Here is a 26,386-nt window from a genome sequence, read left to right as displayed (position 1 = left end):
GTGCGCCGCGGGGTGCACACTATTTCTATGCGGGAAAGGAAGGTCAGCATGAATCTCGTTACATTAAAAGATATCGTTTTTGGTTATTCGCATACACCGGTGCTTGACGGCGTGTCGCTGGAAATCAAAAGCGGCGAATTCGTCGGCATTACAGGACCGAACGGCGCGTCAAAATCGACGCTCATGAAAGTCATGCTTGGCATGCTCAGACCTTGGGAAGGAACGGCCGAGATCAGTAAAAAAAATGCAGCCGGAAAACGCCTGACAATCGGCTATGTTCCGCAGCAGATTTCTTCATTTAACGCAGGATTCCCAAGCACGGTTCTGGAGCTTGTGCAATCAGGCCGTTATACGAAAGGAAAATGGTTTAAACGATTGAACGAAACGGATCACCACGAGGTGGAAAACGCGCTGAAGATGGTGGAAATGTGGGATTTCCGCCACCGGAAAATCGGCGATTTATCCGGCGGACAGAAGCAGAAAATCTGCATTGCGAGAATGCTTGCGAGCAATCCGGATCTGCTGATGCTTGATGAGCCGACAACCGCGGTTGATTATGAAAGCAGACAGGGTTTCTACGAATTTATGCACCATCAGGTGAAAAATCACAACCGCACCGTCGTCATGGTGACACACGAACAAAACGAAGTACAGCAGTATCTGGATAAAGTCATACGGCTTGAGAGGGGGGAAAAAGGCGGATGGAAATGTTTGACTTGGAATTCATGCGACGAGCTTTTCTAGCGGGAAGCATGATCGGAATTATGGCGCCGATATTAGGCGTATATCTCGTGCTGAGAAGACAGGCGCTGATGGCGGATACGCTGTCTCATATTTCATTGTCGGGCGTGGCCATCGGTTTTTTTCTCAGTACCAATATTACGGCGGCGAGCATCGTTGTCGTCACGATCGGAGCGATCGGCATTGAATACATGCGGCGGGCGTACCGTACATATTCAGAGGTATCTATCGCAATCTTAATGGCGGCCGGGCTGTCGTTTGCGATGTTTCTGATCAGCCTGTCAAAAGGCGGCGCGTCGATGAGCATCGATCAATATTTATTTGGATCGCTTGTCACGGTCAGCCAGCAGCAGGTCTATATTATCGGAGGCATTACCCTGCTGATTCTGCTTTATTTTATTATACTAAACAGACCGCTCTACCTGCTTACCTTTGACGAGGCGACGGCTAAGACATCAGGCATTAACACAAACCTCCTGTCAATGTCATTCAGCATCGTGACGGGGCTGGCGATTTCGGTCATTATTCCGATTATCGGCGTGCTGCTCGTTTCCGCGCTCCTCGTACTGCCCGCGGCTTTTGCAATCCGTATTGCCAAAGGGTTTAAATGGGTGTTTGCGGCGGCCATTATTATTTCTCTTTTCAGTGTGTTCATGGGGCTGACGTCTTCGTACCAGCTCGGAACGCCTCCGGGGCCGTCAATCACTTTACTGTTAATCATTCTGCTTCTGCTCGGGTTTACGCTGCAGGGGATTTGGAATGCGTTTAAAAAAGGAAAAGAACGAAAAAACCGCCGTTAAGCGGTGCAGCAGTCTCATCTGCTGCTCCGTTTGACGGCTTTTTTTTACAGAAATATATCAGCAAGACGCTCATATGACTCTTTTTTTGCTTCGAAATCAAAGACGTTGCACAGCACCATCATCTCTTTTGTCTGATACCGCTCGGAAAGTTCAAGCAGACGGCGTTTCACTGCGGCAGGAGAGCCGACCACCATCCGCTTCCTGTTTTCTTCTATCTGTTTACGATCCTCCGGCGAATACGGATAAGCCTTCGCTTCTTCCACACTCGGCACGCGGCTGTCGGCGCCTTTTCCGACACGAAGAAGCCATAAATCCTGGCTTAAGGCGAGTTCTTCCGCTTTCTCATCCGTAGCCGCGCATATGACGAAAATGGCACAGAGCGAGGCGGGAGCGGAAAAATGGGCGGAGGCCCGGAAATGGTCCCGATAGATCTGAAAAGCTTTTTCCCCGCGTTCCGGATTAATGAAATGGCCGAAGACATAGCCCGCACCTTGAAGAGCGGCGCGTCTGGCGCTGTTTTCCCCGAGTCCGAGCACCCAAAGCTGCGGAGCTGTTTCAATCAAAGGCGCTGTTTTTATTCCTGCATAAGCATGGTTCGAGGGAATCGAATCTGTCAGAAAGGATGATAAATCCTCAAGCTGCCTGTTGAATTCGGTCATGCTTTTCTTTACCCCGTCTGTGAGGGCGAGCCGGATTTTCGTTGTGCCGCCCGGTGAGCGTCCGACCCCGAGGTCAATCCGGTTCGGATGCAGCGCCTCAAGCTGACGGAAAGTTTCCGCGACTTTATAGGGGCTGTACTGCGGCAGCAGCACGCCGCCTGATCCGACACGGATGGACGTTGTGGCTGCGGCGGTATGAGCGATCATAATTTCCGGCGAAACGCTTGCGAGCCCTCTTGTGCCGTGATGCTCGGCAAACCAGTACCGCTTATAGCCCCATCCTTCACTGAGGCGGGCGAGCTCCGCTGAACGGCGGAGCGTCTCGTGCGGCCCGTTTCCTTTGGATACGGGCGCCTGATCAAGTATGCTTAAATCAATCACTCGTCTGCCCCTTTCCTGACATGTATTGATATAAGGATAGGAAAAATGTTCAGTCCCCGTCAATTTCTTTGTTTTCTCTATTCTCTCCGGAACGAAGGAGAATATAGGAAGTGATTTTTCGCCGTTTTTCGCCAAAAATTCTTATGTTTTATGAAACTTTGATATAATAAAAGACGTATATCTTAATAAACACCGGGATTCTTGTCCTGGAATTTAGTAAAAATGCGCACTTGCGGCGTGCTTAGCGGCACCCTTACAGAATAGGAGTGAATCATATGGCGATCTCTTTACAAAAAGGACAGCGGATTGATTTAACAAAAGGAAAAGCCGGCCTGTCAAAACTGCTGGTCGGACTCGGCTGGGACCCTGTATCATCCGGGGGCTTTTTCGGAAAGCTGTTCGGCGGAGGCGGTGCCAATATCGACTGTGACGCTTCCGTACTGATGCTTGAAAATGATAAAATGACAGACAGCAAAAACGTCATCTATTTCGGCAATCTGAAAAGCCGGTGCGGCGGTGTCGTACATACGGGTGACAACCTGACGGGTGAAGGCGACGGCGATGATGAACAAATTCTCATCGATTTAGCGAAAGTGCCCGCTCAGATTAATAAACTTGTGTTTGTCGTCAATATTTACGACTGCGTCAGACGAAAACAGGACTTCGGCATGATTCAAAACGCGTTCATCCGCGTTGTTGATCAGGCTAATCGCGAAGAACTGGTGACTTACAATTTAAGAGATAACTATTCAGGCAGAACGAGCCTGATCGCGGCTGAAATCTACCGCCAGGACGGCGAGTGGAAATTCGCCGCAGTAGGAGAAGGCACAAACGATACAAAAATCGGCGATATCGTTAACCGATACGCCTAAACGATAAAAAGGAGAGTGCACTCATGGCAATTTCATTGGCAAAAGGACAAAAAGTAGATTTGACTAAAACAAATCCGGGTCTTTCTAAAGTCGTTGTCGGCCTTGGCTGGGATACAAACAAATACGACGGCGGACATGACTTTGATTTAGATTCCAGCGTCTTTCTATTAAATGAAGCAGGAAGATGCGCGTCGCCCGATGATTTCATTTTCTATAATCAGCTTGAAGGCGGAAACGGCTCTGTCGCACATTCAGGCGACAACCTGACAGGCCAGGGCGAAGGCGATGACGAAAGCGTAAGGGTCAACCTGAGCGCGGTGCCTGCCGCTATTGACAAAATTTCATTCGTCATCACGATTCATGAAGCGGAAGCGCGCGGCCAAAACTTCGGACAAGTTTCCAACGCGTTCGTGCGCATTGTCAATGAAGAAACAAATGAAGAGCTGATCCGTTATGATCTGGCTGAAGATTTCTCAATTGAAACAGCCATTATCGCAGGGGAGCTTTACAGACATAACGGCGAATGGAAATTTTCCGCGATCGGCTCAGGCTACCAAGGCGGACTGGCCCGTATTGCGACAGATTACGGCCTGCAAATCGGCTGAACCATATCAAACACAGAAGGGAGAGACAGCACATGGCTATTCAATTGGCGAAAGGACAGCGTGTTGATCTGACAAAAACGAACCCCGGTCTTACAAAAGCGGTGATCGGTTTAGGCTGGGATACGAACAAGTACTCCGGAGGGCATGACTTTGACCTTGACGCGTCGGCTTTTCTTGTCGATGCCCATGACAACTGTGTAAATGATCTTGATTTTGTTTTCTACAATAACCTGGAACACCCGAGCGGGGGCGTCATCCATACGGGAGACAACCGGACGGGCGAGGGCGAGGGAGACGATGAACAAATTATCGTCGACTTCTCAAAAATACCCGCAAATATTGAAAAGATCGGCATCACCGTCACGATTCATGATGCGGAAGCGCGCGGCCAAAATTTCGGACAAGTGTCTAACGCGTTCGTGCGCGTCGTCGATGAAAACAGCCAGAATGAACTGCTTCGTTTCGATTTAGGGGAAGACTTCTCGATTGAAACGGCGGTTGTCGTTTGTGAGCTTTACCGCCATGGGGCTGAGTGGAAGTTTAACGCCATCGGCAGCGGGTTTTCCGGCGGTCTGGCATCACTTTGCCGGAATTACGGCTTGCAGGTGTAAGCAGGAAATTACCGTTTTACTAAATAGGAGGAAAAAACTTGGATTTTCTACATCATATTATGTCGACCTACGCTTCCTTTTTTGATTGGAAAATGTGGGGTGAGGTGCTGACTGACCCTGTATCATGGGGGCTGATCGGTTCCTTGGTTCTGCTGGAAGGGCTGCTGTCGGCCGACAATGCGTTAGTGCTTGCGGTGATGGTAAGGCATCTGCCTGAAAAACAGCGGAAGAAAGCATTAACATACGGATTGTTCGGGGCATATATTTTCCGTTTTATCTTTATCGGGATCGGAATGCTGCTCATTAAGTTCTGGTGGATCAAAGTGCTTGGCGCGCTGTACCTGGCTTGGCTCGTCATTAAGCATTTCTGGATCGGAGAAGGTGATGACGATACGGAAGGCATGAAGAAAAATTCATGGATGGTCCGTACGTTCGGAATTTTCTGGGCCACTGTCGTTTCAGTTGAGTTAATGGATCTGGCCTTCTCTGTTGACAGCATTCTGGCCGCGTTTGCGGTATCGGAAAAAGTGTGGGTGCTCTTGATCGGCGGTATGCTCGGCATTCTCATGATGCGTACAGTCGCAAAAGTATTCCTTGTTTTAATTGATAAAATCCCTGAGCTTGAAAACACGGCTTTTGTGCTGATCGGGATTATCGCCGTGAAAATGGCGGCGAGCGCCTTTGATTATGAAATGCCGCACGTGGTGTTCTTCGGAATCATCATCGCTGCGTTTGTGGTAACGTTTATTATCCACTATTTCAACAAACAAAAGCAGGTTCAGGAGCAAACGGCTGCATCTAAAGAAGAATAAAACAAAAAAGGAGGGAGAGTTTCATTTCCTTCCTTTTTTGTACCGATAATCATGAAGAGAAAGGAGGAAAATGATGAGGCAGGAAGAATTGGTGATCCGAAAGGCCGAGCCGGAAAACGGTGACTGGGAAACGTTTCTGATGCGGCCGCTGCCGGAACGTCCCGGTTATGAGCGGGAAAACGGGCTGGCGTTTACCCGGCTTGCCGTCCGGATTTTGGGCACTCCTTATGATGAGACGGAGTATTACAATAAGCTTTTCGAGCTGTCTTCTCATGAAAACATCCATGTGTTAAGCGAGACGCTGGATAAGACTATCGCGCCTGAAACGTTTCAGGCGCTCCAGCACATTCATTCCGTCAATCAAAAGGAGAAAGGGCTTTCGGTTTCCAGGTTTGTCGCGTTTCTCGATGGAGGCAGGCTGCTTGCCAAACACGCTGATCCGCTTATGCACCGCCGGCTGAGAACCGCGTTTATGACGCTTTTGGAAACCTTTGCGGACCGGCATGAAAACGGGCTGAATCATCCCGATTTCCGGCGTGTGCTCTTGGATGTGTCAAAGTTTTCGCTGAACCACCTGAATCCATGGCTTGAACAAGCCGATATAGAGCGTGAGATGCCGAAGGTGGTGTGGTATGGAGACGCTACCAAAAGCCAGCTCTATTTTCTCTATTATATAATGCTGATCGGCTGTGACGTCCTATTGTTTCATCCGGCTGCGGAAGATCCGTTCAGCTTGATTGATCCGGATGAGGAACTCAGCTTTGTGATAAAGCTCCCCGCAACAGGCGGCCTTGAGCCATTCCCGAAAGAAAAGCCGGACAGAACGTCCACGACGGCCTACCGGTCAACGAAAGAAATTGAGCATGTGCTGAATCATGAGGAATCTATGATGTATAAGCCTTGGCAGTTCAGGGATCATACCCCGCAGTCCGTGACATTAAAAACGACGTATGATGAGTTATTTCTCATTGCGAAGGAGCGGGCGTTTATCCGGCCGCAATTTAAAGCGGACAGGGAGCGGGTGGCCGTTCCGAACCTTTTTGCGAAAGTGATGGGGGTTTCCAAAGATACGAAAGAATATTGGAACAGACTCCATACCGCCGCAGACTATCAGGAGACACACATGATCCGCAGTTTTCCGTTTACGGAAGAGCTGAAAGCCAACTACCAGTATCACTACAGTCAGGTTTTGAACGAAGAAGGAGCGATTGACGCGGACAGGCTGAAAAGAAGCAACATCTGGCAGTACAAGCATCTGCCTTCAGGCGTGCAGAGCGCCATCGCCAATGTGATTTCTGACATGTGCAGAAACCCAGGGCTGAAGGCTTTGCCCGGGGAGCAGGCAAGGGATGCCGCAATCTATTTGTTCCGCCAGGCGACGAACCTGCCCGCTTCGCTGCTGCAATTGATTCAGACGTTTGATTACGCCCAAACCGTTCCGAAACTCGTTTTATATCATACGGAACAAAATGGCGAACTCACACGTTCTGACGCCGCCGCTCTGTTGTTTTTAAATAAATTCGGCGTCGATATCATCTTGTATAATCCGCCGGGGCATCAAGATATTGAGCATTATATTGAAGAAAGCCAATTTGATGTCCATTGGCTGGAGGACATGGTGTTTCGGCAGGAATATAAGGAGCCGTCACTCGTAAGAAAGCTGTTTAGAACCATTACGCAAAAGCAGGGAGAGTAAATAAACATGACAGAAAATCAAAATCCGCTTGTTCTTGATAAAAATGAAGAGATTTCTGAACAAAAAGCAGATGACATCAGGGTGCAGCTGCGCCAAGACCCTGAGGTGCAGCGCATTTCGCAGCAGATTGACGTGAAAAACCAAATGGAGCTGCTTGAGTACGGAAAAGAACCGGCAGTTGAAATCTCGAAGTTCTCAGACCGCATCTTAAATATGATGAAAACAACAAGTGTCACGGATTCAGGCACAATGCTGACGCAGCTCGGAAAAATCATGGACCGTTTCGACAAAAATGATTTCGATGAACCAAAAGGATTTCTCGCTAAAATGTTCAAACGCGGCAACAGCATGATTGAAAAGATTTTTCAAAAGTACCGCACCCTGGGCGGAGAAATTGAAAAAATCCACGTCGAAATTTCAAAATACAAAGATGAAATGGCAAAGACGAACCATACGCTAGAAGAGATGTATGAAAACAACATTAACTACTACATGGAGCTTGAAAAATATGTCGTTGCCGGGCAGATGAAGCTTGAGGAAATGCAGGCGCTCATTCCTTCTTATGAAGAAAAAGCGGCCGGCGGAAACCAGCTTGCGCAAATGCAGCTCGATACGCTTCGTGACGGGCTTCAGGCGCTTGAGGAACGTGTCTATGATTTAGATATGGCGCGGATGGTGGCGCTGCAAACGGCGCCGCAGATCCGCCTCCTTCAGCGCGGAAATACGAAGCTCATCGGGAAAATCAATTCCGCTTTCGTCATTACGATTCCGATTTTCAAAAACGGCATCATTCAGGCTGTCACAGTCAAACGGCAAAAGCTTGTGGCTGATTCAATGAGCGAGCTTGACCGCCGCACGAATGAAATGCTGAAGCGCAACGCTGAAAATATTTCAAACCAAAGCGTGGAGATTGCCCGTATGGCAGGCCGTCCGAGCATTGACATTGAGACGATTGAAACGTCTTGGAATACGATTGTCAGCGGTATGCAGGAAACGAAACAGATCGAAGAAGAGAACAGACGTATCAGAGAAGACGGCGCGAAACGGATTCAACAGCTTCAGGATAATATTAAAAACGCAGTCTTAAAGAATTAACGAACACCCCGCTTGCTTACGGCAAGCGGGATTTTTTTGCGAAAAAAGATAATGACAATGTGTAAAGACAGGTGTAAACTTATACGGTAATCATTTTCGATTTGAGGTGCTGCTTATGAACAAACAACCTGCCGTCACTCCGCGAAAACTTCTGGCGATTGCCGGAATGGGCTGGCTGTTTGATGCGATGGATGTCGGAATTTTGTCGTTTATTATCGCCGCGCTTCACACTGATTGGAATTTAACACCCGATCAAATGAAATGGATCGGAAGCGTCAATTCCATCGGTATGGCAGCGGGCGCCTTTGTATTCGGAATGCTGGCCGACAGGATCGGCCGGAAAAAAGTGTTTATGATCACGCTGTTATTCTTTTCTGTCGGAAGCGGCATATCCGCTTTCGCAACGGGATTGACGGTTTTTCTCATATTGCGTTTTCTGATCGGAATGGGGCTTGGCGGGGAATTGCCTGTCGCCTCGACGCTCGTGTCAGAAGCGTCCGCTCCCGAAAAGCGGGGACGGATCATCGTGCTGCTTGAGAGCTTTTGGGCCGCGGGCTGGCTTCTTGCGGCGGTGATTTCCTACTTTGTCATACCGTCATTCGGCTGGCAGGCCGCGCTGCTCTTAACGGCGCTGGCCGCATTTTATGCGCTGTACTTGCGGAAAAGCCTTCCGGAATCACCGGCGCATCAGGCATTGCCGCAGAAAAAAAGCATACGCGGGCAGGCGGGAAGTGTCTGGACGAAACCGTATATCCGGCCGACGGTGCTGCTGTCTGTCGTTTGGTTCTGCGTCGTCTTTTCATATTACGGCATGTTTTTATGGCTGCCGAGCGTGATGCTGATGAAAGGCTACAGCATGATTGAGAGCTTCGAATACGTCCTTCTGATGACACTTGCCCAGCTTCCCGGATATTTCTCTGCGGCGTGGCTGATCGAAAAAGCGGGGCGGAAGACCATCTTAGTCATCTATTTGCTCGGAACGGCGGGCAGCGCTTATTTCTTCGGTGCCGCGGATTCACTGGCCATGCTGCTCGCGGCCGGCATGCTGCTGTCCTTCTTCAATCTCGGCGCATGGGGCGTGCTTTACGCCTATACACCGGAGCAGTATCCTGCGGCGATCCGTGCGACCGGTTCCGGCACAACGGCGGCGGTCGGCAGAATCGGCGGCATTTTCGGTCCGCTTCTCGTCGGATCGCTTGCAGCCCGGAACGTTTCGTTTACAGCAATTTTCGCCGTCTTTTGTGCGGCCATCCTGGTTGCCGTCATCACCATTATTATTCTCGGAAAAGAAACGAAACAGACAGAGCTTGCGCAATGAGCACCCTTTTGAGGTGCTTTTTTTAGTGAGCTGTCTGTTGGCAGACCTATATTTTTCCTTAATATCCCTTATTTTTAGGAGGGGAAAACTTCTTTTTCCGGGACAATGTCGCAAAAAAATTCTTGTATTTGTAAAAAAAGGATAGGAAATCAGTTTGCAGCACATTCGATGGAAACGTTCTCAAGCCTGATAAAAGCCCGGTTTCCTTTATAATTTATCCTCAATAAGGAGGATTAGAGAGTATTTAGAAGCATACCAGAGGAAAATAAGACACAGGGATGTTTTTAAAGTAATGATACAAAATAAAAGGGATTATGATGTTTGTTTGACTTATTACAAACGTGTTACGGTATTAAAGATTGCTTATTATGGAGGGAAAATATGAATTTGGATGAGAAACCAATTAAGATAAAAGTCGAAAATGTATCTAAGGTTTTCGGAAAACAGACAAAAAAAGCCATTCAGATGCTGTCCAGCGGAAAAAACAAAAAAGAGATCCTGAAAGCGACCGGATCAACCGTTGGTGTCAATCAAGCAAACTTTGATGTATATGATGGGGAGATATTTGTCATCATGGGTCTATCGGGGAGCGGTAAATCAACTTTAGTTCGGCTGTTAAACCGGCTTATTGAACCGACTGCCGGGAATATTTATATTGATGGTGACATGATAACAAATATGTCAAAAGACCAGCTCCGGGAAGTGCGCCGGAAAAAAATCAGCATGGTCTTTCAAAAATTTGCACTGTTTCCGCACAGAACAATTCTTGAAAATACGGAATACGGCCTGGAGCTTCAAGGCGTCGACAAAAAAGAGCGTGAGCAAAAAGCGCTTGATTCGCTTAAACTTGTCGGTCTTGAAGGCTTTGAACACCAATTCCCAGATCAGCTCAGCGGAGGAATGCAGCAGCGTGTCGGACTTGCCCGCGCATTGACGAATGATCCTGACATTCTTCTGATGGATGAAGCTTTCAGTGCGCTTGATCCGCTGATCCGCAAAGACATGCAGGATGAGCTTTTAGACCTTCATGACTCTGTCGGCAAGACGATCATCTTCATCACGCATGATCTTGATGAAGCATTGCGCATCGGCGACAGAATCGTGCTGATGAAAGACGGTAACATCGTTCAGATCGGGACGCCTGAAGAAATTCTGATGAGCCCGTCCAATGAATACGTTGAGAAATTCGTTGAGGACGTTGATTTATCCAAAGTTCTGACAGCGGGCCACATCATGAAGCGCGCTGAAACCGTGCGGATTGACAAAGGGCCTCGTGTAGCGCTGCAGCTCATGAAGAATCTCGGTATTTCTTCTATTTACGCCGTTGATAAACAGAAACAGCTTCTCGGCGTCATTCACGCGGCGGATGCGAAAAAAGCGGTGGAATCCGACTTATCGCTTCAGGATATTTTAAATACTGAATTTACGACTGTGCACGAAAGCACGTACTTGACGGAAATTTTCGATGTCGTGTCTGATGCGAATATTCCGATCGCCGTCACGGACGATAAGGACCGCATGAAAGGCATTGTCGTGAAAGGCGCATTAATCGGCGCGCTTTCAGGAAATAACGATTATATAAATGTTGAAGATTCTGCTGAACAAGCTCAGGATTCTTCTGTTCAGGGGGTGAAGTAAATGGACAGATTGCCTAGAATTCCGTTAGCAGATATCGTTGACCGGTTTGTTGACTGGCTTACCATGACGTTCGGAGGTTTCTTTGACGGAATCTCAAACGGTTTGGCCGCTTTCGTAAACGCGATTGTGAGCGGTTTGGGTTTCATCCCGTCTATTTTATTGACTGTTATTTTTGCAGCTCTCGCTTGGTGGATCAGTACGAGAGGAATTGCACTCTTTACGTTAATCGGATTCCTTGTTATTGATTATTTGGGCTATTGGTCGCCGATGCTGCAAACGTTGGCGCTTGTCGTCACATCTGTTTTGATTTCCATTATTATCGGGGTTCCGATCGGCATATGGGCGTCTCAGAAAGAAACGGTCCGCCGCATTGTCACACCGATTCTGGATTTAATGCAGACCATGCCGGCTTTCGTATATCTGCTGCCTGCAATTTTCTTCTTTAATATCGGGGTTGTGCCAGGCGTCGTAGCATCTGTTATTTTCGCGATGCCTCCGACGATCCGCATGACGGTTCTCGGTATTAAACAAGTTCCGGCTGATTTGATCGAAGCGACGGAAGCATTCGGTTCAACGACGTCTCAGCGTCTGTTCAAGGTCCAGCTTCCGCTTGCCACAAAAACGATTCTTGCCGGTATTAACCAAAGCATCATGCTTGCTTTGTCAATGGTCGTTATCGCGGCCATGGTCGGTGCGCCGGGCCTCGGTTCTGAAGTATACAGCGCCGTGACACAGTTGAAAACCGGTGTCGGAGTGGAAGCGGGTATCGCGATCGTCATCGTAGCGATTACACTCGACCGTATCACGCAAAACATTAAAGTGAAGAAGAAGAGCAGGGGGAATGCCTGATGCTTAAGAAAATCATCGGTGTCGGCGTTACCGCTGCGCTGGCTCTTTCTTTGGCTGCCTGCGGTTCGCAGACTGATGGTAAGGCAACGGCTGCGGACCAGGTGAACAAAACCATTATCGGTATTGATCCGGGATCGGGGATCATGGCCCTGACGGATGAGGCCGTGAACGATTACGGATTGAAAGACTGGAATGTCGTCACGGCGTCAAGTGCTGCCATGACGGCGACATTGAAGAAATCATATGACCGGAAAAAGCCGATCATCGTAACGGGCTGGACGCCGCACTGGATGTTCTCCAGATACAAGCTGAAGTTCCTTGATGATCCGAAAAAAACGTACGGAACTGCCGAGCAGATTCATACGATTACAAGAACCGGCTTCAGTAAGGAACAGCCTAACGCGGCCAAAGTTCTCAGCCAGTTCAAATGGACGCAGGACGATATGGGAGAAGTCATGATTGCCGTTGAGGAAGGCGAAAAGCCGGCCAAAGCCGCTGCTGAATATGTGAAAAAACACAAAGATCAAGTAGCTCAATGGACAAAAGGCGCTCATAAAGTCAAAGGGGATAAAATCAACCTGGCTTATGTGGCGTGGGACAGTGAAATCGCAAGTACGAACGTGGTCGGAAAAGTATTTCAAGACCTCGGCTATGACGTGAAGCTGACGCAAGTGGAGGCAGGACCGATGTGGACTGCGATTGCGACAGGCAGCGCGGATGCGTCATTGTCTGCTTGGCTTCCGAATACCCATAAGGCATATGCGTCTAAATATAAAGGCAAATATGAAGATGTAGGAACGAGTCTGACAGGCGTCAAGATGGGTCTGGTCGTTCCTCAGTATATGAAAAACGTCAATTCAATTGAAGATTTGAAGAAGTAATGAAGAAAAGCAGCCCTGTAACGGGCTGCTTTTTTTTAAGCTTCAAACGATTTGAGGACGGCGGCCGTTAATATCTCAACGCCAGTAAAGATGGCGCTTCGGTCAAATGTCATATGCGGATGGTGAAGTCCCGGCTCCAGACCGCATCCCAGGCCGAGCATCGTCGTTTTCAAGTTCGGCACCTTTAACCCGTAAAAGTGAAAATCCTCTCCTCCGGTTGTCACAAGAGGTTCATCCACATGTTTTTCTCCGAGAATGCCGCTGATCGCAGATGCCATGATGGCTTCCGCCTCCTTGTTTCGCTCGGCTGCCGGGAGGCTGTGTTCTTTTTGCAGTTCAATTTTTGCGCCGAATGCGGCAGCAGCCGCTTCGCAGGCTCTTTCGGTTTCGGCGGTTAATTTCTCCATGGCGGCATTGGTCTGTGCGCGGAGATCAAGGCTGAACGATGCTTTTCCCGGAATGATATTGGAACTCTCTCCGCCTGCCTGAAGCTTTGTCATCTTCACGGAATGCGGGATGCCGGGATCAAGATGAATGAAGCTGAGTTTTTGGACGAGAAGAGCGGCGATTTCGATACTGTTAAGGCCGAGATGCGGTCTCGCGCCGTGGGCTTCTTCTCCGATAATCAGGCCGTCAATATGCTGGCTTGAGCCATGCAGAATGGACGGTGCGCATCGGCCGTTTGCCGTTTCCTGTACGGGGCGCACGTGCACGCCGTATAAGAAGTCAACATCATCCAGTACGCCTTTTTCAATCATTTTCAGCGCTCCGCCGCCTTTTTCTTCCGCCGGCTGAAAAATAAAGCGGATGGTGCCCTTCGGAAGTTTCGGCTGACTCTTTAAAAGCATCATCGTGCCGAGCGCCATCGTCATATGTGAATCATGTCCGCATGAATGGTTCGCCTGAAAGACACCGTCCACTTCCTGCCACAGCGCGTCAATATCCGCCCGGACAGCCACAACGGGCGAGCCTTCTCCGATTTCGCCGACAACACCGGTACAATCATCAAACGTGCGGGTCCGGCAGCCGGCCTCTTTCAGTTTTTCAGTCAGATATTCAGTTGTTTGATATTCTTTCCAGCTTACTTCGGGATTGGCGTGCAGGTGGTCAAAAATATCCATAATGACTTGCTTCTCATGCTCTGTGAGTCTGTTCATGCCGTAAGTCCTCCTTCAAAAGCTGTCTGTTTTTTATTTTTGATATTGAAAACAGGCAATCGGTCTGTATATAATATAGCACACATATCTGTATTTTCTGAATAGTTTATAAATTTAAATCAGGATGGTGATGGTATGGCTGTTCCCAAGGCCGAACCTGTATTGAAAAAGAAGAAATTGTTTGTGATGCCTGATGCTTATGTGCTGCTGTTCATTGCCGCTTTACTATGCGCGATAGCGTCGTACATCGTTCCCGCGGGGGAATTTGACAGGGTGACAAAGGGCAGTGTGACGTCCGCCGTCCCGGGAAGCTATCATTCTTTAGACCAGTCTCCTGTCAGCCCGATCGCTTTTTTTACCGCGATTCAGGAAGGGATGACAAGTTCCGCGCCGATTATTTTTTTAATCCTGTTTACGGGCGGCACCATTGCGATTTTGGAGAAAACGGGCGCCATCAATGGATTGATCAGTAATGTCATCAGTACGTTCCGCACAAAACAGCTGCTGTTTATTGCGATTGTCGGATCTCTATTTTCGATCCTCGGCACAACCGGCATCGTCGTTAATTCCGTGATCGGTTTTATTCCGATCGGCCTGATTGTCGCCCGTTCGCTGAAATGGGACGCCGTGGCCGGAGCGGCCGTCATTTATATCGGCTGTTATGCCGGGTTTAACGCGACGATTTTATCGCCTTCACCGCTCGGGTTATCACAAAGCATCGCGGAGCTGCCGCTGTTTTCCGGTATCGGCCTGCGGATTGCCGTCTACATTTGTTTTCTGTTATCATCTATTTTATATATTTATCGGTATACGAGAAAACTCAGAAAAGCAAAGGACGCCAGTCTGCTGGGGAACGATTGGTTTCCGGCGGCAGGTTCACTCCCGCAGGTTTCTGAGCCGGAGGACAAGCATGTCCCGTTTACCGTCCGCCATAAATTGATTCTGGCTGTCGCGGCTTTGTCGCTTGCCGGCTTTTTATACGGTGCGCTTACTCTTGGCTGGTCTGATTCAGAGATGGCCGCCGTGTTCATTTTTATCTCAATCGTGTCCGGCCTGATTGCGGGAATGGCGGCAAATGATGTCGCAAAAACATTTATTACAGGCTGTCAGGGGCTCGTTTACGGCGCGCTGATCGTCGGAATGGCGAGAAGCATTTCCGTTATCCTGGAACATGGAAAGCTGCTTGATACGGTAGTCAATGGACTTGCGTCACTGCTGCACGGTTTCAGCCCGATGGCAGGCGCAATCGGGATGTATATTTCCAGCGCCCTGCTTCATTTTCTGATTTCATCGGGCTCAGGGGAGGCGGTCGTATTTATTCCGATCTTGGCGCCGCTTGCCGATCTGATGGGCATCACGAGACAGGTCGCGGTTGAAGCGGTCATGCTCGGAGAAGGCGTCGTAAACTGTGTCAATCCGACTTCCGGCGTGCTGATGGCCGTACTGGCTGCCAGCGGCATTCCGTACGTAAAGTGGCTTCGCTTCATGATTCCGCTGGCGCTGATTTGGTTTGTCATCGGCCTCGTGTTTATTTGCATAGGCGTCCTGATCAATTGGGGTCCTTATTAATATTTTTGTCAATGATATTTCGGTTTATCATTATGAATCGGCAAGATATAATGGGAGTTGTAAGCCATTCTTAATAGTACGGGAGGAAGTCATGAATCAGCGTCGGAACGGACTTTCAAACGTGAATGGAAAGAGTGAGAGTGTGAAAGAGAAAGAACGAATGATTTGGTCAGAAGTCGGAATGCTTGTGGGCACACTGTCTTTGCTTGACATCATCGTACGCGGACTTGTTCTGAACTGTCCGTTTAGGGAATGGGCCGGAAGCTTGGCGGTTTTCTTCATTATAATTGTTTATTATTGCATCAGGGCGGGAGCGTCGGGAATGCTCATGCCGAGAATAGACACCAAAGAAGAACTGAAAAAGCGGGTGAAGCAGCAGCGGATAGATTCAATTGCGGTCACTTTTGCGGCAGCGGCGCTTACGATGTACGACAGGGGGTTTCCCCATACATTCTTTGCTTGGCTGAAAATGATCTTTCTTTTTATCGTCTGCGGAGGCATTCTGTTTCTGCTTCGGTATGTCATTGTGAAGCTGTCTTACAGAAGAGCGATAAAAGAAATAAAAAAGAAATCATCTTGATAGGTGGTTTCTTTTTTTGTTTATAAGAGAAAAGTCTTTTAATTTGATAGGAATATAGATTTGAATTCACTCTGCCGCGTTGCTTTGATAGAGAGTGTGTGGTAAGTTCAAATGTAAGCGTTAACATAATTATCCAGTCTTCACAACAATTGAAAGGAGGAAGCTGAAGAAAGAGTAAGAGGAATTTTTGACTCCGCAGTCAGTCTTCAAAAATCAAATAAGGAGTGTCAAAAATGTTTAAAAAACGATTCAAAACCTCTTTACTGCCGTTATTCGCCGGATTTTTATTGCTGTTTCATTTGGTTTTGTCAGGCCCAGCGGGTGCAAACGCTGAAACTGCAAACAAATCGAATGAGGTGACCGATTCATCGGTCAAAAACGGGACCATCCTTCATGCATGGAATTGGTCATTCAATACGTTAACACAAAATATGAAAGAGATTCGTGATGCGGGTTATGCAGCCATTCAGACGTCTCCGATTAACCAAGTAAAGGAAGGGAACCAAGGAGATAAAAGCATGTCGAACTGGTACTGGCTCTATCAGCCGACATCGTACCAAATCGGCAACCGTTACTTAGGCACTGAACAAGAATTTAAGGACATGTGTGCAGCCGCGGAAAAGTATGGCGTAAAAGTCATTGTCGATGCGGTTGTCAATCATACCACCAGCGATTATGGCGCGATTTCTGATGAGATTAAGCGTATTCCAAACTGGACCCATGGAAACACACAAATTAAAAATTGGTCGGACCGATGGGACATCACTCAAAATGCATTGCTTGGGCTGTATGATTGGAATACTCAGAATACTGAGGTGCAAGCCTACCTGAAAGGTTTCTTGGAAAGAGCATTGAATGACGGAGCAGACGGGTTCCGCTATGATGCCGCCAAGCATATAGAGCTTCCGGATGATGGGAATTACGGCAGCCAATTTTGGCCGAATATCACAAATACATCGGCGGAGTTCCAATACGGAGAAATCCTGCAAGACAGCGCGTCCAGAGATACTGCTTATGCGAATTATATGAATGTGACGGCTTCTAACTATGGGCATTCCATCAGATCCGCTTTAAAGAATCGTAATCTGAGTGTGTCGAATATCTCCCATTATGCATCTGATGTGTCTGCGGACAAGTTAGTCACATGGGTGGAATCACATGATACGTATGCCAATGATGATGAAGAGTCCACATGGATGAGTGATGACGATATTCGTTTAGGCTGGGCAGTGATTGGTTCCCGCTCAGGAAGCACGCCTCTTTTCTTTTCCAGGCCTGAGGGCGGAGGAAATGGTGTAAGATTTCCCGGAAAAAGTCAAATAGGAGATCGCGGGAGCGCCTTATTTAAAGACCAGGCGATCACTGCGGTCAATCAATTTCACAATGAAATGGCCGGGCAGCCTGAGGAACTCTCAAATCCGAATGGCAACAATCAAATATTTATGAATCAGCGCGGCTCAAAAGGCGTTGTGCTGGCAAATGCAGGATCGTCTTCTGTCACCATCAATACTTCAACGAAATTACCTGACGGCAGGTATGATAATAGGGCCGGCGCCGGTTCATTTCAAGTAGCGAACGGCAAACTGACAGGTACGATCAATGCCAGATCCGCGGCTGTTCTTTATCCTGATGATATTGGAAATGCGCCTCATGTCTTTCTTGAGAATTACCAAACAGAGGCAGTCCATTCTTTCAATGATCAGCTGACGGTCACCCTGCGTGCAAATGCGAAAACAACAAAAGCCGTTTACCAAATCAATAATGGGCAGGAGACAGCATTTAAGGATGGAGACCGATTAACGATCGGGAAAGAAGATCCAATCGGCACGACATACAACGTCAAGTTAACCGGAACGAACGGCGAGGGTGCATCGAGAACCCAAGAATACACGTTTGTCAAAAAAGACCCGTCCCAAACCAACATCATTGGCTATCAAAATCCGGATCATTGGGGCAATGTAAATGCTTATATCTATAAACATGATGGAGGCGGGGCCATAGAATTAACCGGATCGTGGCCGGGGAAAGCCATGACTAAGAATGCAGATGGAATTTACACGCTGACGCTGCCTGCGAATGCGGATACGGCCAACGCTAAAGTGATTTTTAACAATGGCAGCGCCCAAGTGCCCGGACAGAACCATCCCGGCTTTGATTATGTGCAGAATGGTTTGTATAACAACTCTGGTTTGAATGGTTATCTTCCGCATTAATGAATAGAGACATCATTACATCAAACCCTTGCTTCTGTTAGGAAATCAATCACGCTGAAAAGATGACAACACCCTAAAACGGTTCCGTTTTAGGGTGTTGTCAACAATCTGGAAACCATCACCGGTATTTTTTTGTCCAAAAATAAAACTTTTCTCTTGCAAAAGTTTGTGAAGTGTTGCACAATATATATGTGAAATACTTCACAATATAAAAACAGACACCACGAAACACTGGAGGATGAGCATACATGATGAACGAACGAGTGAACAAAGTAGCATTAATCGGAGCAGGTTTTGTTGGAAGCAGTTATGCATTTGCGTTAATTAACCAAGGGATCACAGATGAACTTGTGATCATTGATGTAAATAGAGAAAAAGCCATGGGAGATGTCATGGATTTAAATCACGGAAAGGCATTTGCGCCTCATCCGGTCAAAACGTCTTACGGCACATATGAGGATTGCAAGGATGCCGATATCGTGTGCATCTGTGCAGGGGCCAATCAAAAACCGGGCGAAACGAGACTTGAGCTGGTCGAAAAAAATCTCGCCATTTTTAAAAGCATTGTCGGTGAAGTAATGGCAAGCGGATTTGACGGCATCTTCCTCGTTGCCACAAACCCGGTCGACATTCTCACTTATGCGACATGGACATTCAGCGGGCTGCCGAAAGAACGCGTCATCGGCAGCGGCACGACACTGGATTCTGCGCGATTCCGTTATATGCTGAGTGAATACTTCGGAGCCGCTCCGCAAAACGTACACGCCCACATTATCGGCGAGCACGGCGATACCGAGCTTCCTGTATGGAGTCACGCCAATATCGGCGGAGTGCCGGTGCAGCAATTGCTGGAGAAAAATGCAGCTTACAAACAGGACGAGCTGGATCAGATCGTTGACGATGTGAAAAACGCGGCCTACCATATTATCGAGAAAAAAGGCGCGACATATTACGGAGTGGCGATGAGCCTCGCCCGCATCACAAAAGCGATTTTGCGTAATGAAAACAGCATTTTAACCGTCAGCACATATCTGGACGGCCAATACGGTGTTAACGACGTCTTTATCGGCGTTCCGGCCGTCGTCAATCGGAACGGCATCGCAGGTGTGACGGAACTTGAGCTGAATGAAACAGAACAGGCTCAATTCAGCCGCAGCGCAAACGTGCTGAAAGATATTCTCGCTCCGCATTTCGCAGAGTAAACAAAAAAGCAGTACATGACAAACGCCATGTACTGCTTTTTTTAATTCGCTTTTTTCGCCATTTCCTGAGAGGTTTTTACTCTCGCTTTTCCCATAAACAAAATGGTAACGGCCGCAATGACGATCGGCGCCAGCGCAAGCGTAAATACATATGTGATGCTTTGCGACATGGCGTCAATAATGCGATCCAGAATGTACGGCGGAATATGAGCGCGCGTGCCGGCCTGGAAGATCTCCTGCGGATTTCCGATGTTCTGCATCGCGCCGCCCGCTCCTTTCATGCCGCTGAATGAATCTGTGAGCTTATTGGTAAACACATTCGTCTGGACGGTTCCGAAAATCGTCACACCGAGTGTCATGCCGAATGATCTCAAAAACGAGTTTGTTGAGTTGGCGCTTCCGCGGTAACGCGGCTCCAGATCGTTCATGGACGCGGCCGGCAGCAGTGAGAAGTTAAAGCCGACGCCGAATCCTGAGATCAGCATGAATACCGTCAGCATCGTACGCGCCGTATCCGGTGTCATATTGGAAAGCAGCAGCATTCCGATAAAGAAAGCGACCACGGAAATCAGCATTAAATTGCGGAACCGCACTTTCGTCTGGAAAATTCCGCCGATCATACTTCCGATAACAGAACCGATCATCATCGGCGTCAAAATAAAGCCCGCGCTTGTCGCGGTGCTTCCGTACACAGCCTGAACGAAGATCGGGATAAACACCGCTAAAATGACGAACGTGGCTCCGTAAAGGAACGCCAGAATCTGTGCCGTAGCAAATAAACGGTTTTTAAACATCCAAAATGAGATAATCGGTTCTTCCGCTTTTCTTTCCACAATAAAAAAGGCGATAAAGAACACGGCGAATACAGCGAACAGACCGATGATCTGCACGGAGTTCCAATCATACGTTTTTCCGCCGAGCTCAAGAGCGAACATCAGACCGACAATGGAAACCACCAGCGTGATTGCGCCGGCCCAGTCGATTTTCTGTTTCTTGTGTTCAAGGGACTCTTTATAATAACGCAGAATGAAAAACAATGATAAAATACCGATCGGCACGTTGATGTAAAACACCCAGTGCCAGCTGATGGAGTCGGTAATGAGCGCGCCTAAAAGCGGCCCGAGAACGCTGGACAGGCCGAAAACGGCACCGAACATGCCCGACATTTTTCCGCGTTTTTCCGGCGGAAATAAATCAAAAATGATCGTGAAGGCGATCGGCATCAGCGCGCCTCCGCCGATTCCCTGAATGACGCGGTAAATAATGAGCTGATCCATTGTTTGGGCGATTCCGCATAATGCAGATCCGATTAAGAAAAGAATAAGACCGAATAAAAAGAAACGTTTGCGTCCGTACATATCGGACAGTTTTCCGTAAATCGGCATACCGGCCATAACGGCTACCATGTATGATGCCGTCACCCACGCGAACTTATCGAAACTTCCGAGGTCCGCCACGATATTTCCCATCGCAGTGGCAACGATTGTATTATCCATAGCCGACATTAAAATGCCCAGCAAAAGACCGATGACGACAAACTTCGTCGAGGCGTCCTTCGCGGCTGTTTGTTCCATGCTTTTTCCTCCCATACTTACTTTTGATCATTAAATTTGCTATGATCATATTAGATTTGCCGAAAATTATCTTGATCGTCAAGATAAATTGATTTTATAGGGAGGCCTGTCAGTTGTCAACAAGAAATACCAGAAGCGAGACGGAGGAAACCGCCATACAGTTATTCCGGAAGATGGCCACAAGGACGATCCTTTTTCATCAGGCGGCCGCTCAATCTCTCGGTCTGTTTCCGACCGATTTGAAATCAGCTGATATCTTAAATGAAGCAGGCCCGATGACCGCAGGCGAGCTTGGGAAAAAAACCGGCCTCAGCACAGGTTCGGTAACGGCGCTCATTGACCGGCTCGAAAAAGCGGGATATGTCATGAGGAAAAAAGACCCCGAAGACAAACGGCGGGTGATCATCGTGCCGCTGACAGCAGGAAAAGCGAATGTGAAACAATTGTTCAGCTCCTTATCCCAGTCTACGATCAGCCTTTGCCGGCAATATAAAGAAGAAGAACTGCAGCTGATATTCGATTTTTTAGGAAAAGCGACGGACATGATGGAAGACGAGCTTGAGAAATTAAAATAATGTATCATAGCACGGCCCATTCATGAATAACTTGTACAAGTTGCATGAATGAGGGGGAAGCCAATGAACATCTTTTTAAGCTACATCGTTCTCGGGCTGTCATTGTCAGCACCTGTCGGACCGGTCAATGCGGCGCAAATTGACAAAGGCATCAAAAACGGCTTTTGGCATGCATGGATTTTCGGTCTTGGCGCCATGGCCGCGGACGGGCTGTATATGATTCTGATCTATTTCGGGCTGTCTCAATTTTTGACGGCACCTTTCGTTAAAACGTTTTTGTGGCTCTTCGGTTTTTTCGTGCTGACCTATACGGGAGTCGAAACGTTAAAAAATATCAGGGAAGCCATGAATGTCAGAAGCGGAAAAGGAAAACCGGCTTTTTACAAAACATTCGGCGCGGGATTTTTTATTTCTCTTTCCAATCCGCTGAGCATTTTATTCTGGCTCGGCATATACGGGAGCATTCTCGCCAAAACCGCTGAATCCTTCGATGCAAATCAGCTTTTGATTTACAGCTCCGGCATTCTTCTCGGCATTTTGATCTGGGATTTCTGCATGGCGGTCGCCGCGAGCACTTTCAGAAATCTCCTTCATGAAAAAGCGCTCCGCTGGCTGACGGGAGCGGCAGGTGTGTCTTTAATCGTTTTCGGGTTTTATTTCGGATGGCAGGGGATTCAAATGCTCATCTCATAAATAGAAGAGTCACCCATCGCCTATCTCCGTCATAACGTATCATGACGATACTGGAGGTGGGCCGATGGCAAGCGGGCTGTACACAAAAAGTTGCCTTGAGGAAAAGTTATTGGATCTGCCAAATTGGCAGAGAATCGCTTTTGAGCTTCTATCAGAAAAAGTAGGCGATAAAGCGGATACGTTTCCGTGCATTCCCGGACGTCAGGGATTTTTGACAGATCAGCTCCGGATATCCTTTGCGGGTGATCCCCGCGAAGAGGGAACCCCGGAGGAAGTGGGGATGCTGCTGTCAGAGTACGGAAAGATCTCAAGGGATACCGGAAGATACGCGTCGCTGCTTGTGATTTTTGATACGCCTGAGGATTTAGCTGAGCATTATTCCATTGAGGCGTATGAAGAGCTGTTCTGGTCTTTTTTAAACCGGCTGAGCGGCTGCGACCCGAATGACTGGCCGGAAGATATGCCGGAAGACCCTGAACATTATAAATGGGAGTTCTGCTTTGCCGGCGAGCCGTATTTTATTCTGTGCGCGACGCCTGCGCATGAAGCGAGACAAAGCAGAAGCTTCCCGTTTTTTATGCTGGCGTTTCAGCCGAGATGGATTTTCGAAGGATTAAATGATTCAACCGCGTTCGGACGAAACATGAGCCGGCTGATCAGAAAACGCTTAGAGGCGTATGATGAAGCCCCTCTTCATCCCCGATTGGGGTGGTACGGAGGAAAAGACAATTTCGAATGGAAGCAATATTTCCTCCGTGATGATGAGACGCAAGTGTCAAAGTGTCCCTTTTCTTATTTGAAAAGACTGTTTAAACCGACGAAATAAGCTATGATCCGGCAGGGCTGTGTCCCTGCTTTTTTTGTACGATCCATGTCACGATCGCAATGACGGCGAGAAAACAAAGGCTGACCAGAAAACCGGGCCGGCTCGATTTCTCAAACAGCGTCCCGGAGACGGCCGCGACAATCAGCACAAGGGCGATAACAATCTGTGCGGTTCCCATCTTTGTCGTTTCGAGCAGTTTCTTGCCCGAGAACAAAATGAACAGCCACGTATAAAGAAGCATGAGGCCCGCCGCGGTTGTCATGTGTTCATATATGTTTTTCGGCAGCACCAGTGACAGGATGATGGAGACGATGAGTCCGGCAAACGTCAATCCGAGCGCAGGCCAGCAGATTTTTTTGTTTTCCTTTAACCTGAAGCATTTCGGCGCATCCCCGTCATCGGCCATTGTACAAAGCAATGTCGTCACGGCAAACAGCGAGGCGACGAGCGTGGAAAATCCCGCAATAATAAAAATCCCGTTAAAAATATCAAGAATGATATCTAAATGAAAACCCTTCAGCGATGTAATAAACGGGCTGTCCTGTTCGGTGAATTTGCCCAGCGGCACTAACAGCAGCGCCAGGCCGAGAGAAATGACGTAAATGACCGCAAGTACGGCAAGCATCAGCCGGCCTGATTTTGAGGCTTCCTCCGGTTTTTTCAAGTGTACGGTCATCAGCCCCAAGACTTCAATTCCTCCGAAGGCGTAAAACGCATAAATCAGTCCCGTCCATAACCCCATCGCTCCGTGCGGGAACAAATCCTTTGATTCGTTCGGCACCTGCACATCCGGTTTATGAGAAAATATACCGCACAGCGCCAATATGGCGATGACGATAAACATAAAAATCGCCGCCGTCTTGACAACAGCGAGCACATTTTCCGTTTTTTGAAAAACGGACAGCCCCGTAAATATAATCAAAAGACCGAGCACCGCATAGATGGAGGCGAAAATCCAAAGCGGCACATTCGGAAACCAATGCTTCGTAAACAGCGAGATCGCTGTCAGCTGGCTTCCCGTGATCAGCATCTCGGACGACCAGTACACCCATCCGTTGCTGAAACCGGCCCAAGTGCCGAAAGCCTTTCTCGCATAAGCGCAAAAAGACCCCTTTTCGGGCTGTTTAGCCGAAAGCTTGGCGAGCTGCTCAAAGACAAAATAGGTGCCAAGCCCGGCAATAAGAAATGAGATCAGCGCGGAATATCCGCTTTTGACAATAGCGATGCTGGACCCGAGAAAAAAGCCCGTCCCGATTGTGCAGCCGACGCCGATTAAGGAGAGCTGCCACCAAGCGAGATTTCCTTTAGGCTGGTCCTGTGATTTACTCATGAAGTTCAACCCCTTTATCAAAGCTTAGATTGCAGCCGTCAGAAGGGGAATATACATCCAATAAATTGCTTTACATGAAACAAACGGCCGGAGTTCATAATAGAAGAAAAAAAGGAGCAGTCTGATGACACAGCAATTTATCGTACCGCCGAAAAAAGGGCTTGGTCTAAAGGTTCACAAAGGGCAGATTATAAAAGTTGTCGATGTGGAAGGACAGCAGGTGGCTGACTTCACGGCGTATCATGCCAAGGACTTTTATGAACATCTTGATCAGGGCGCGACGATTGATGCCAACCAGTCCATTCATGTAAAAACGGGTGATCATATTTATTCGAATTTATACAAGCCGATGCTGACGCTGATTGAGGATACAGTCGGCAAGCATGACCTGCTGCTTCCCGCCTGCCGTCCGGATATGAACAGGCTTTTATACGGAAAGCATAAAGACGAGCTCCAGGATACGTGCTATGACAATATGAGCGGGGCGCTTGAGCCGTTCGGGGTGCCGCGGCCGCATATGCATTACCCATTTGCCATCTTTATGAACACGGTGCTCGATGAGAAGGGGAACTTATCAGTCGAAACGCCTCTTTCTGACGCGGGTGATTATGTACGGCTCCGTGCGGAAATGGATCTCCTCGTCGCGTTTTCATCCTGTCCGATCGAAAAAGGAAAATGCAACGGAGACAGCATCACGGCGCTGCGGGTGGAAATCAGCTGATCCCGGTGTATTTGATTCACTTAAAATCCGCACCTGTGCTATATTTAACAGAGAGTCGTACATAGTGGCATGATTCATTTTGAGCATGAACGGGAAATGAATCATAAAGAAACAATGCAGGAGGAGTGATTGGGATGAGCATCCAGAAACAAATTATGAATGATCTCCATGTAAAGCCCTCAATTGATCCGAAACAAGAAATTGAGGACAGAGTGAACTTTCTGAAACAATATTTGAAAAAAACAGGTGCCAAAGGCTTTGTGCTCGGCATCAGCGGGGGGCAGGATTCCACGCTTGCGGGACGCCTCGCCCAATTGGCGGCTGAAAGCATCAGAGAAGAAGGCGGAAACGCGGAATTTATCGCCGTCCGCCTTCCGCACGGCACACAGCAGGATGAGGATGACGCCCAAATGGCGCTCAAATTCATTAAGCCTGATAAATCTTGGACGTTTGATATTAAGTCCGCTGTCAGCGCGTTCGCCGATCAGTACAAAAAAGACACGGGCGATCAGCTGTCTGACTTTAACAAAGGAAATGTAAAGGCCAGAATGAGAATGATCGCTCAATATGCCATTGGCGGACAAGAGGGGCTGCTTGTCATCGGAACCGACCATGCGGCCGAGGCGGTGACCGGTTTCTTCACGAAATACGGTGACGGCGGAGCTGATCTGCTGCCGCTGACCGGATTAACGAAACGCCAGGGCAGACGTTTATTAGAAGAGCTCGGCGCGCCGGAACGCCTGTATTTGAAATTACCGACGGCCGATCTGCTTGATGAAAAACCGCAGCAGACTGATGAGACCGAACTGGGCATCACATACAATGACATTGATGATTATTTAGAAGGCAAGGACGTTTCTTCCGAAGTGATTGAGGCGCTGGAAAAACGCTACCTCAGTACGGAGCATAAGCGCCAGGTGCCGGCATCAATGTTTGACGATTGGTGGAAATAGAATGAAAAAAACCTCCCTTTTGAAAGGGAGGTTTT

The 26,386-nt window shown here is 48.2% G+C and carries 25 protein-coding genes; 21 read left to right on the top strand and 4 right to left on the bottom strand.

The genetic code is table 11. The annotated features are described in order from the left end of the window. Nucleotides 1-48 precede the first annotated feature (48 nt). Together G9F75_RS14960 and G9F75_RS14955 are read left to right on the top strand one after the other, a co-directional pair. Nucleotides 49-744: a metal ABC transporter ATP-binding protein gene (locus G9F75_RS14960; RefSeq protein ID WP_021495283.1), complete on the top strand. Its 696-nt coding sequence runs from the start codon at nucleotides 49-51 to the stop codon at nucleotides 742-744. Continuing rightward, complete coding sequence (locus tag G9F75_RS14955; RefSeq protein WP_007409044.1) at nucleotides 702-1,541, top strand: metal ABC transporter permease; 840 nt, start codon at nucleotides 702-704, stop codon at nucleotides 1,539-1,541. Before G9F75_RS14960 ends, G9F75_RS14955 begins: the two co-directional genes overlap by 43 nt. 44 nt (nucleotides 1,542-1,585) lie before the next feature. Here G9F75_RS14955 and G9F75_RS14950 read toward each other — a convergent pair whose 3' ends face one another. After that, nucleotides 1,586-2,581: an LLM class flavin-dependent oxidoreductase gene (locus G9F75_RS14950; protein ID WP_167409203.1), complete on the bottom strand. Its 996-nt coding sequence runs from the start codon at nucleotides 2,579-2,581 to the stop codon at nucleotides 1,586-1,588. 275 nt (nucleotides 2,582-2,856) lie between these two features. Between G9F75_RS14950 and G9F75_RS14945 the strand changes: the two genes are divergently transcribed. The 10 genes from G9F75_RS14945 (at nucleotide 2,857) to G9F75_RS14900 (ending at nucleotide 12,958) form a co-directional block, all read left to right on the top strand. Further along, the gene (locus tag G9F75_RS14945) at nucleotides 2,857-3,453 is read left to right on the top strand and encodes a TerD family protein (RefSeq protein WP_015239102.1); all 597 of its coding nucleotides are present in this window, start codon (nucleotides 2,857-2,859) and stop codon (nucleotides 3,451-3,453) included. Nucleotides 3,454-3,476: 23 nt separating this feature from the next. Beyond that, the gene (locus G9F75_RS14940; protein ID WP_003156648.1) at nucleotides 3,477-4,058 is read left to right on the top strand and encodes a TerD family protein; all 582 of its coding nucleotides are present in this window, start codon (nucleotides 3,477-3,479) and stop codon (nucleotides 4,056-4,058) included. A gap of 32 nt (nucleotides 4,059-4,090) precedes the next feature. Further along, nucleotides 4,091-4,669 carry a TerD family protein gene (locus G9F75_RS14935; RefSeq protein WP_003156645.1) on the top strand — a complete coding sequence of 193 codons (579 nt, stop codon included), beginning with the start codon at nucleotides 4,091-4,093 and terminating at the stop codon, nucleotides 4,667-4,669. 38 nt (nucleotides 4,670-4,707) lie between these two features. Continuing rightward, a complete protein-coding gene (locus tag G9F75_RS14930) occupies nucleotides 4,708-5,481 on the top strand; it encodes a TerC family protein (protein WP_003156644.1) in 774 nt (257 codons plus the stop codon). Nucleotides 5,482-5,554: 73 nt separating this feature from the next. Next, nucleotides 5,555-7,177 carry a YceG family protein gene (locus G9F75_RS14925; protein ID WP_095273271.1) on the top strand — a complete coding sequence of 541 codons (1,623 nt, stop codon included), beginning with the start codon at nucleotides 5,555-5,557 and terminating at the stop codon, nucleotides 7,175-7,177. Nucleotides 7,178-7,183: 6 nt separating this feature from the next. Next, nucleotides 7,184-8,272 (top strand): toxic anion resistance protein, encoded by a 1,089-nt coding sequence (locus tag G9F75_RS14920; RefSeq protein ID WP_007609246.1) that lies wholly within the window; start codon nucleotides 7,184-7,186, stop codon nucleotides 8,270-8,272. Between the two features lie 115 nt (nucleotides 8,273-8,387). Continuing rightward, the gene (locus G9F75_RS14915) at nucleotides 8,388-9,590 is read left to right on the top strand and encodes an MFS transporter (RefSeq protein WP_021495281.1); all 1,203 of its coding nucleotides are present in this window, start codon (nucleotides 8,388-8,390) and stop codon (nucleotides 9,588-9,590) included. A 381-nt stretch (nucleotides 9,591-9,971) separates the two neighbouring features. Beyond that, the gene (opuAA, locus tag G9F75_RS14910; protein WP_003156640.1) at nucleotides 9,972-11,228 is read left to right on the top strand and encodes a glycine/proline betaine ABC transporter ATP-binding protein OpuAA; all 1,257 of its coding nucleotides are present in this window, start codon (nucleotides 9,972-9,974) and stop codon (nucleotides 11,226-11,228) included. Further along, nucleotides 11,229-12,077 carry a glycine/proline betaine ABC transporter permease subunit OpuAB gene (opuAB, locus tag G9F75_RS14905; RefSeq protein ID WP_003156639.1) on the top strand — a complete coding sequence of 283 codons (849 nt, stop codon included), beginning with the start codon at nucleotides 11,229-11,231 and terminating at the stop codon, nucleotides 12,075-12,077. Further along, nucleotides 12,077-12,958 carry a glycine betaine ABC transporter substrate-binding protein gene (locus tag G9F75_RS14900; protein ID WP_014416846.1) on the top strand — a complete coding sequence of 294 codons (882 nt, stop codon included), beginning with the start codon at nucleotides 12,077-12,079 and terminating at the stop codon, nucleotides 12,956-12,958. Before opuAB ends, G9F75_RS14900 begins: the two co-directional genes overlap by 1 nt. Before the next feature lie 35 nt (nucleotides 12,959-12,993). On the opposite strand, the gene G9F75_RS14895 is transcribed toward G9F75_RS14900, so the two are convergent. Further along, the gene (locus tag G9F75_RS14895; protein ID WP_128496421.1) at nucleotides 12,994-14,115 is read right to left on the bottom strand and encodes a M20 peptidase aminoacylase family protein; all 1,122 of its coding nucleotides are present in this window, start codon (nucleotides 14,113-14,115) and stop codon (nucleotides 12,994-12,996) included. Nucleotides 14,116-14,250: 135 nt separating this feature from the next. Between G9F75_RS14895 and G9F75_RS14890 the strand changes: the two genes are divergently transcribed. From G9F75_RS14890 to G9F75_RS14875, 4 genes are all read left to right on the top strand, one after another. After that, nucleotides 14,251-15,684: a YfcC family protein gene (locus G9F75_RS14890; RefSeq protein ID WP_029973923.1), complete on the top strand. Its 1,434-nt coding sequence runs from the start codon at nucleotides 14,251-14,253 to the stop codon at nucleotides 15,682-15,684. Nucleotides 15,685-15,775: 91 nt separating this feature from the next. Continuing rightward, nucleotides 15,776-16,264 carry a DUF6773 family protein gene (locus G9F75_RS14885; protein ID WP_014416849.1) on the top strand — a complete coding sequence of 163 codons (489 nt, stop codon included), beginning with the start codon at nucleotides 15,776-15,778 and terminating at the stop codon, nucleotides 16,262-16,264. 233 nt (nucleotides 16,265-16,497) lie between these two features. Further along, entirely contained in the window at nucleotides 16,498-18,477 is a 1,980-nt protein-coding gene (gene amyE, locus G9F75_RS14880) for an alpha-amylase (protein WP_072177578.1), read from the top strand. A gap of 248 nt (nucleotides 18,478-18,725) precedes the next feature. Continuing rightward, complete coding sequence (locus G9F75_RS14875) at nucleotides 18,726-19,679, top strand: L-lactate dehydrogenase (protein WP_014416851.1); 954 nt, start codon at nucleotides 18,726-18,728, stop codon at nucleotides 19,677-19,679. 41 nt (nucleotides 19,680-19,720) lie between these two features. Here the strand turns inward: G9F75_RS14875 and G9F75_RS14870 are convergent, their stop codons facing one another. Next, nucleotides 19,721-21,253 (bottom strand): MDR family MFS transporter, encoded by a 1,533-nt coding sequence (locus G9F75_RS14870; RefSeq protein ID WP_160216714.1) that lies wholly within the window; start codon nucleotides 21,251-21,253, stop codon nucleotides 19,721-19,723. A gap of 113 nt (nucleotides 21,254-21,366) precedes the next feature. Here G9F75_RS14870 and G9F75_RS14865 point away from each other — a divergent pair, with 113 nt between their 5' ends. The 3 genes from G9F75_RS14865 (at nucleotide 21,367) to G9F75_RS14855 (ending at nucleotide 23,347) form a co-directional block, all read left to right on the top strand. Continuing rightward, a complete protein-coding gene (locus G9F75_RS14865; RefSeq protein WP_032872770.1) occupies nucleotides 21,367-21,828 on the top strand; it encodes a MarR family transcriptional regulator in 462 nt (153 codons plus the stop codon). A gap of 63 nt (nucleotides 21,829-21,891) precedes the next feature. Next, nucleotides 21,892-22,521 (top strand): LysE family translocator, encoded by a 630-nt coding sequence (locus G9F75_RS14860; RefSeq protein ID WP_007409057.1) that lies wholly within the window; start codon nucleotides 21,892-21,894, stop codon nucleotides 22,519-22,521. A 64-nt stretch (nucleotides 22,522-22,585) separates the two neighbouring features. Further along, nucleotides 22,586-23,347 carry a YqcI/YcgG family protein gene (locus G9F75_RS14855; RefSeq protein WP_103527177.1) on the top strand — a complete coding sequence of 254 codons (762 nt, stop codon included), beginning with the start codon at nucleotides 22,586-22,588 and terminating at the stop codon, nucleotides 23,345-23,347. Between the two features lies 1 nt (nucleotide 23,348). On the opposite strand, the gene G9F75_RS14850 is transcribed toward G9F75_RS14855, so the two are convergent. Then, nucleotides 23,349-24,677 (bottom strand): amino acid permease, encoded by a 1,329-nt coding sequence (locus G9F75_RS14850; RefSeq protein ID WP_014416854.1) that lies wholly within the window; start codon nucleotides 24,675-24,677, stop codon nucleotides 23,349-23,351. 124 nt (nucleotides 24,678-24,801) lie between these two features. Between G9F75_RS14850 and G9F75_RS14845 the strand changes: the two genes are divergently transcribed. Next, entirely contained in the window at nucleotides 24,802-25,398 is a 597-nt protein-coding gene (locus G9F75_RS14845; protein ID WP_014416855.1) for a DUF1989 domain-containing protein, read from the top strand. A 134-nt stretch (nucleotides 25,399-25,532) separates the two neighbouring features. After that, nucleotides 25,533-26,351, top strand: a complete 819-nt coding sequence (nadE, locus tag G9F75_RS14840; RefSeq protein WP_014416856.1) for an ammonia-dependent NAD(+) synthetase — start codon at nucleotides 25,533-25,535, stop codon at nucleotides 26,349-26,351. Nucleotides 26,352-26,386 lie beyond the last annotated feature (35 nt).

This window comes from Bacillus sp. EKM208B (assembly GCF_011800725.1).
GTDB lineage: Bacteria > Bacillota > Bacilli > Bacillales > Bacillaceae > Bacillus > Bacillus velezensis.
Note: the sequence above shows the minus strand (reverse complement) of the source record. Positions and strands in the feature narration are given on the sequence as shown.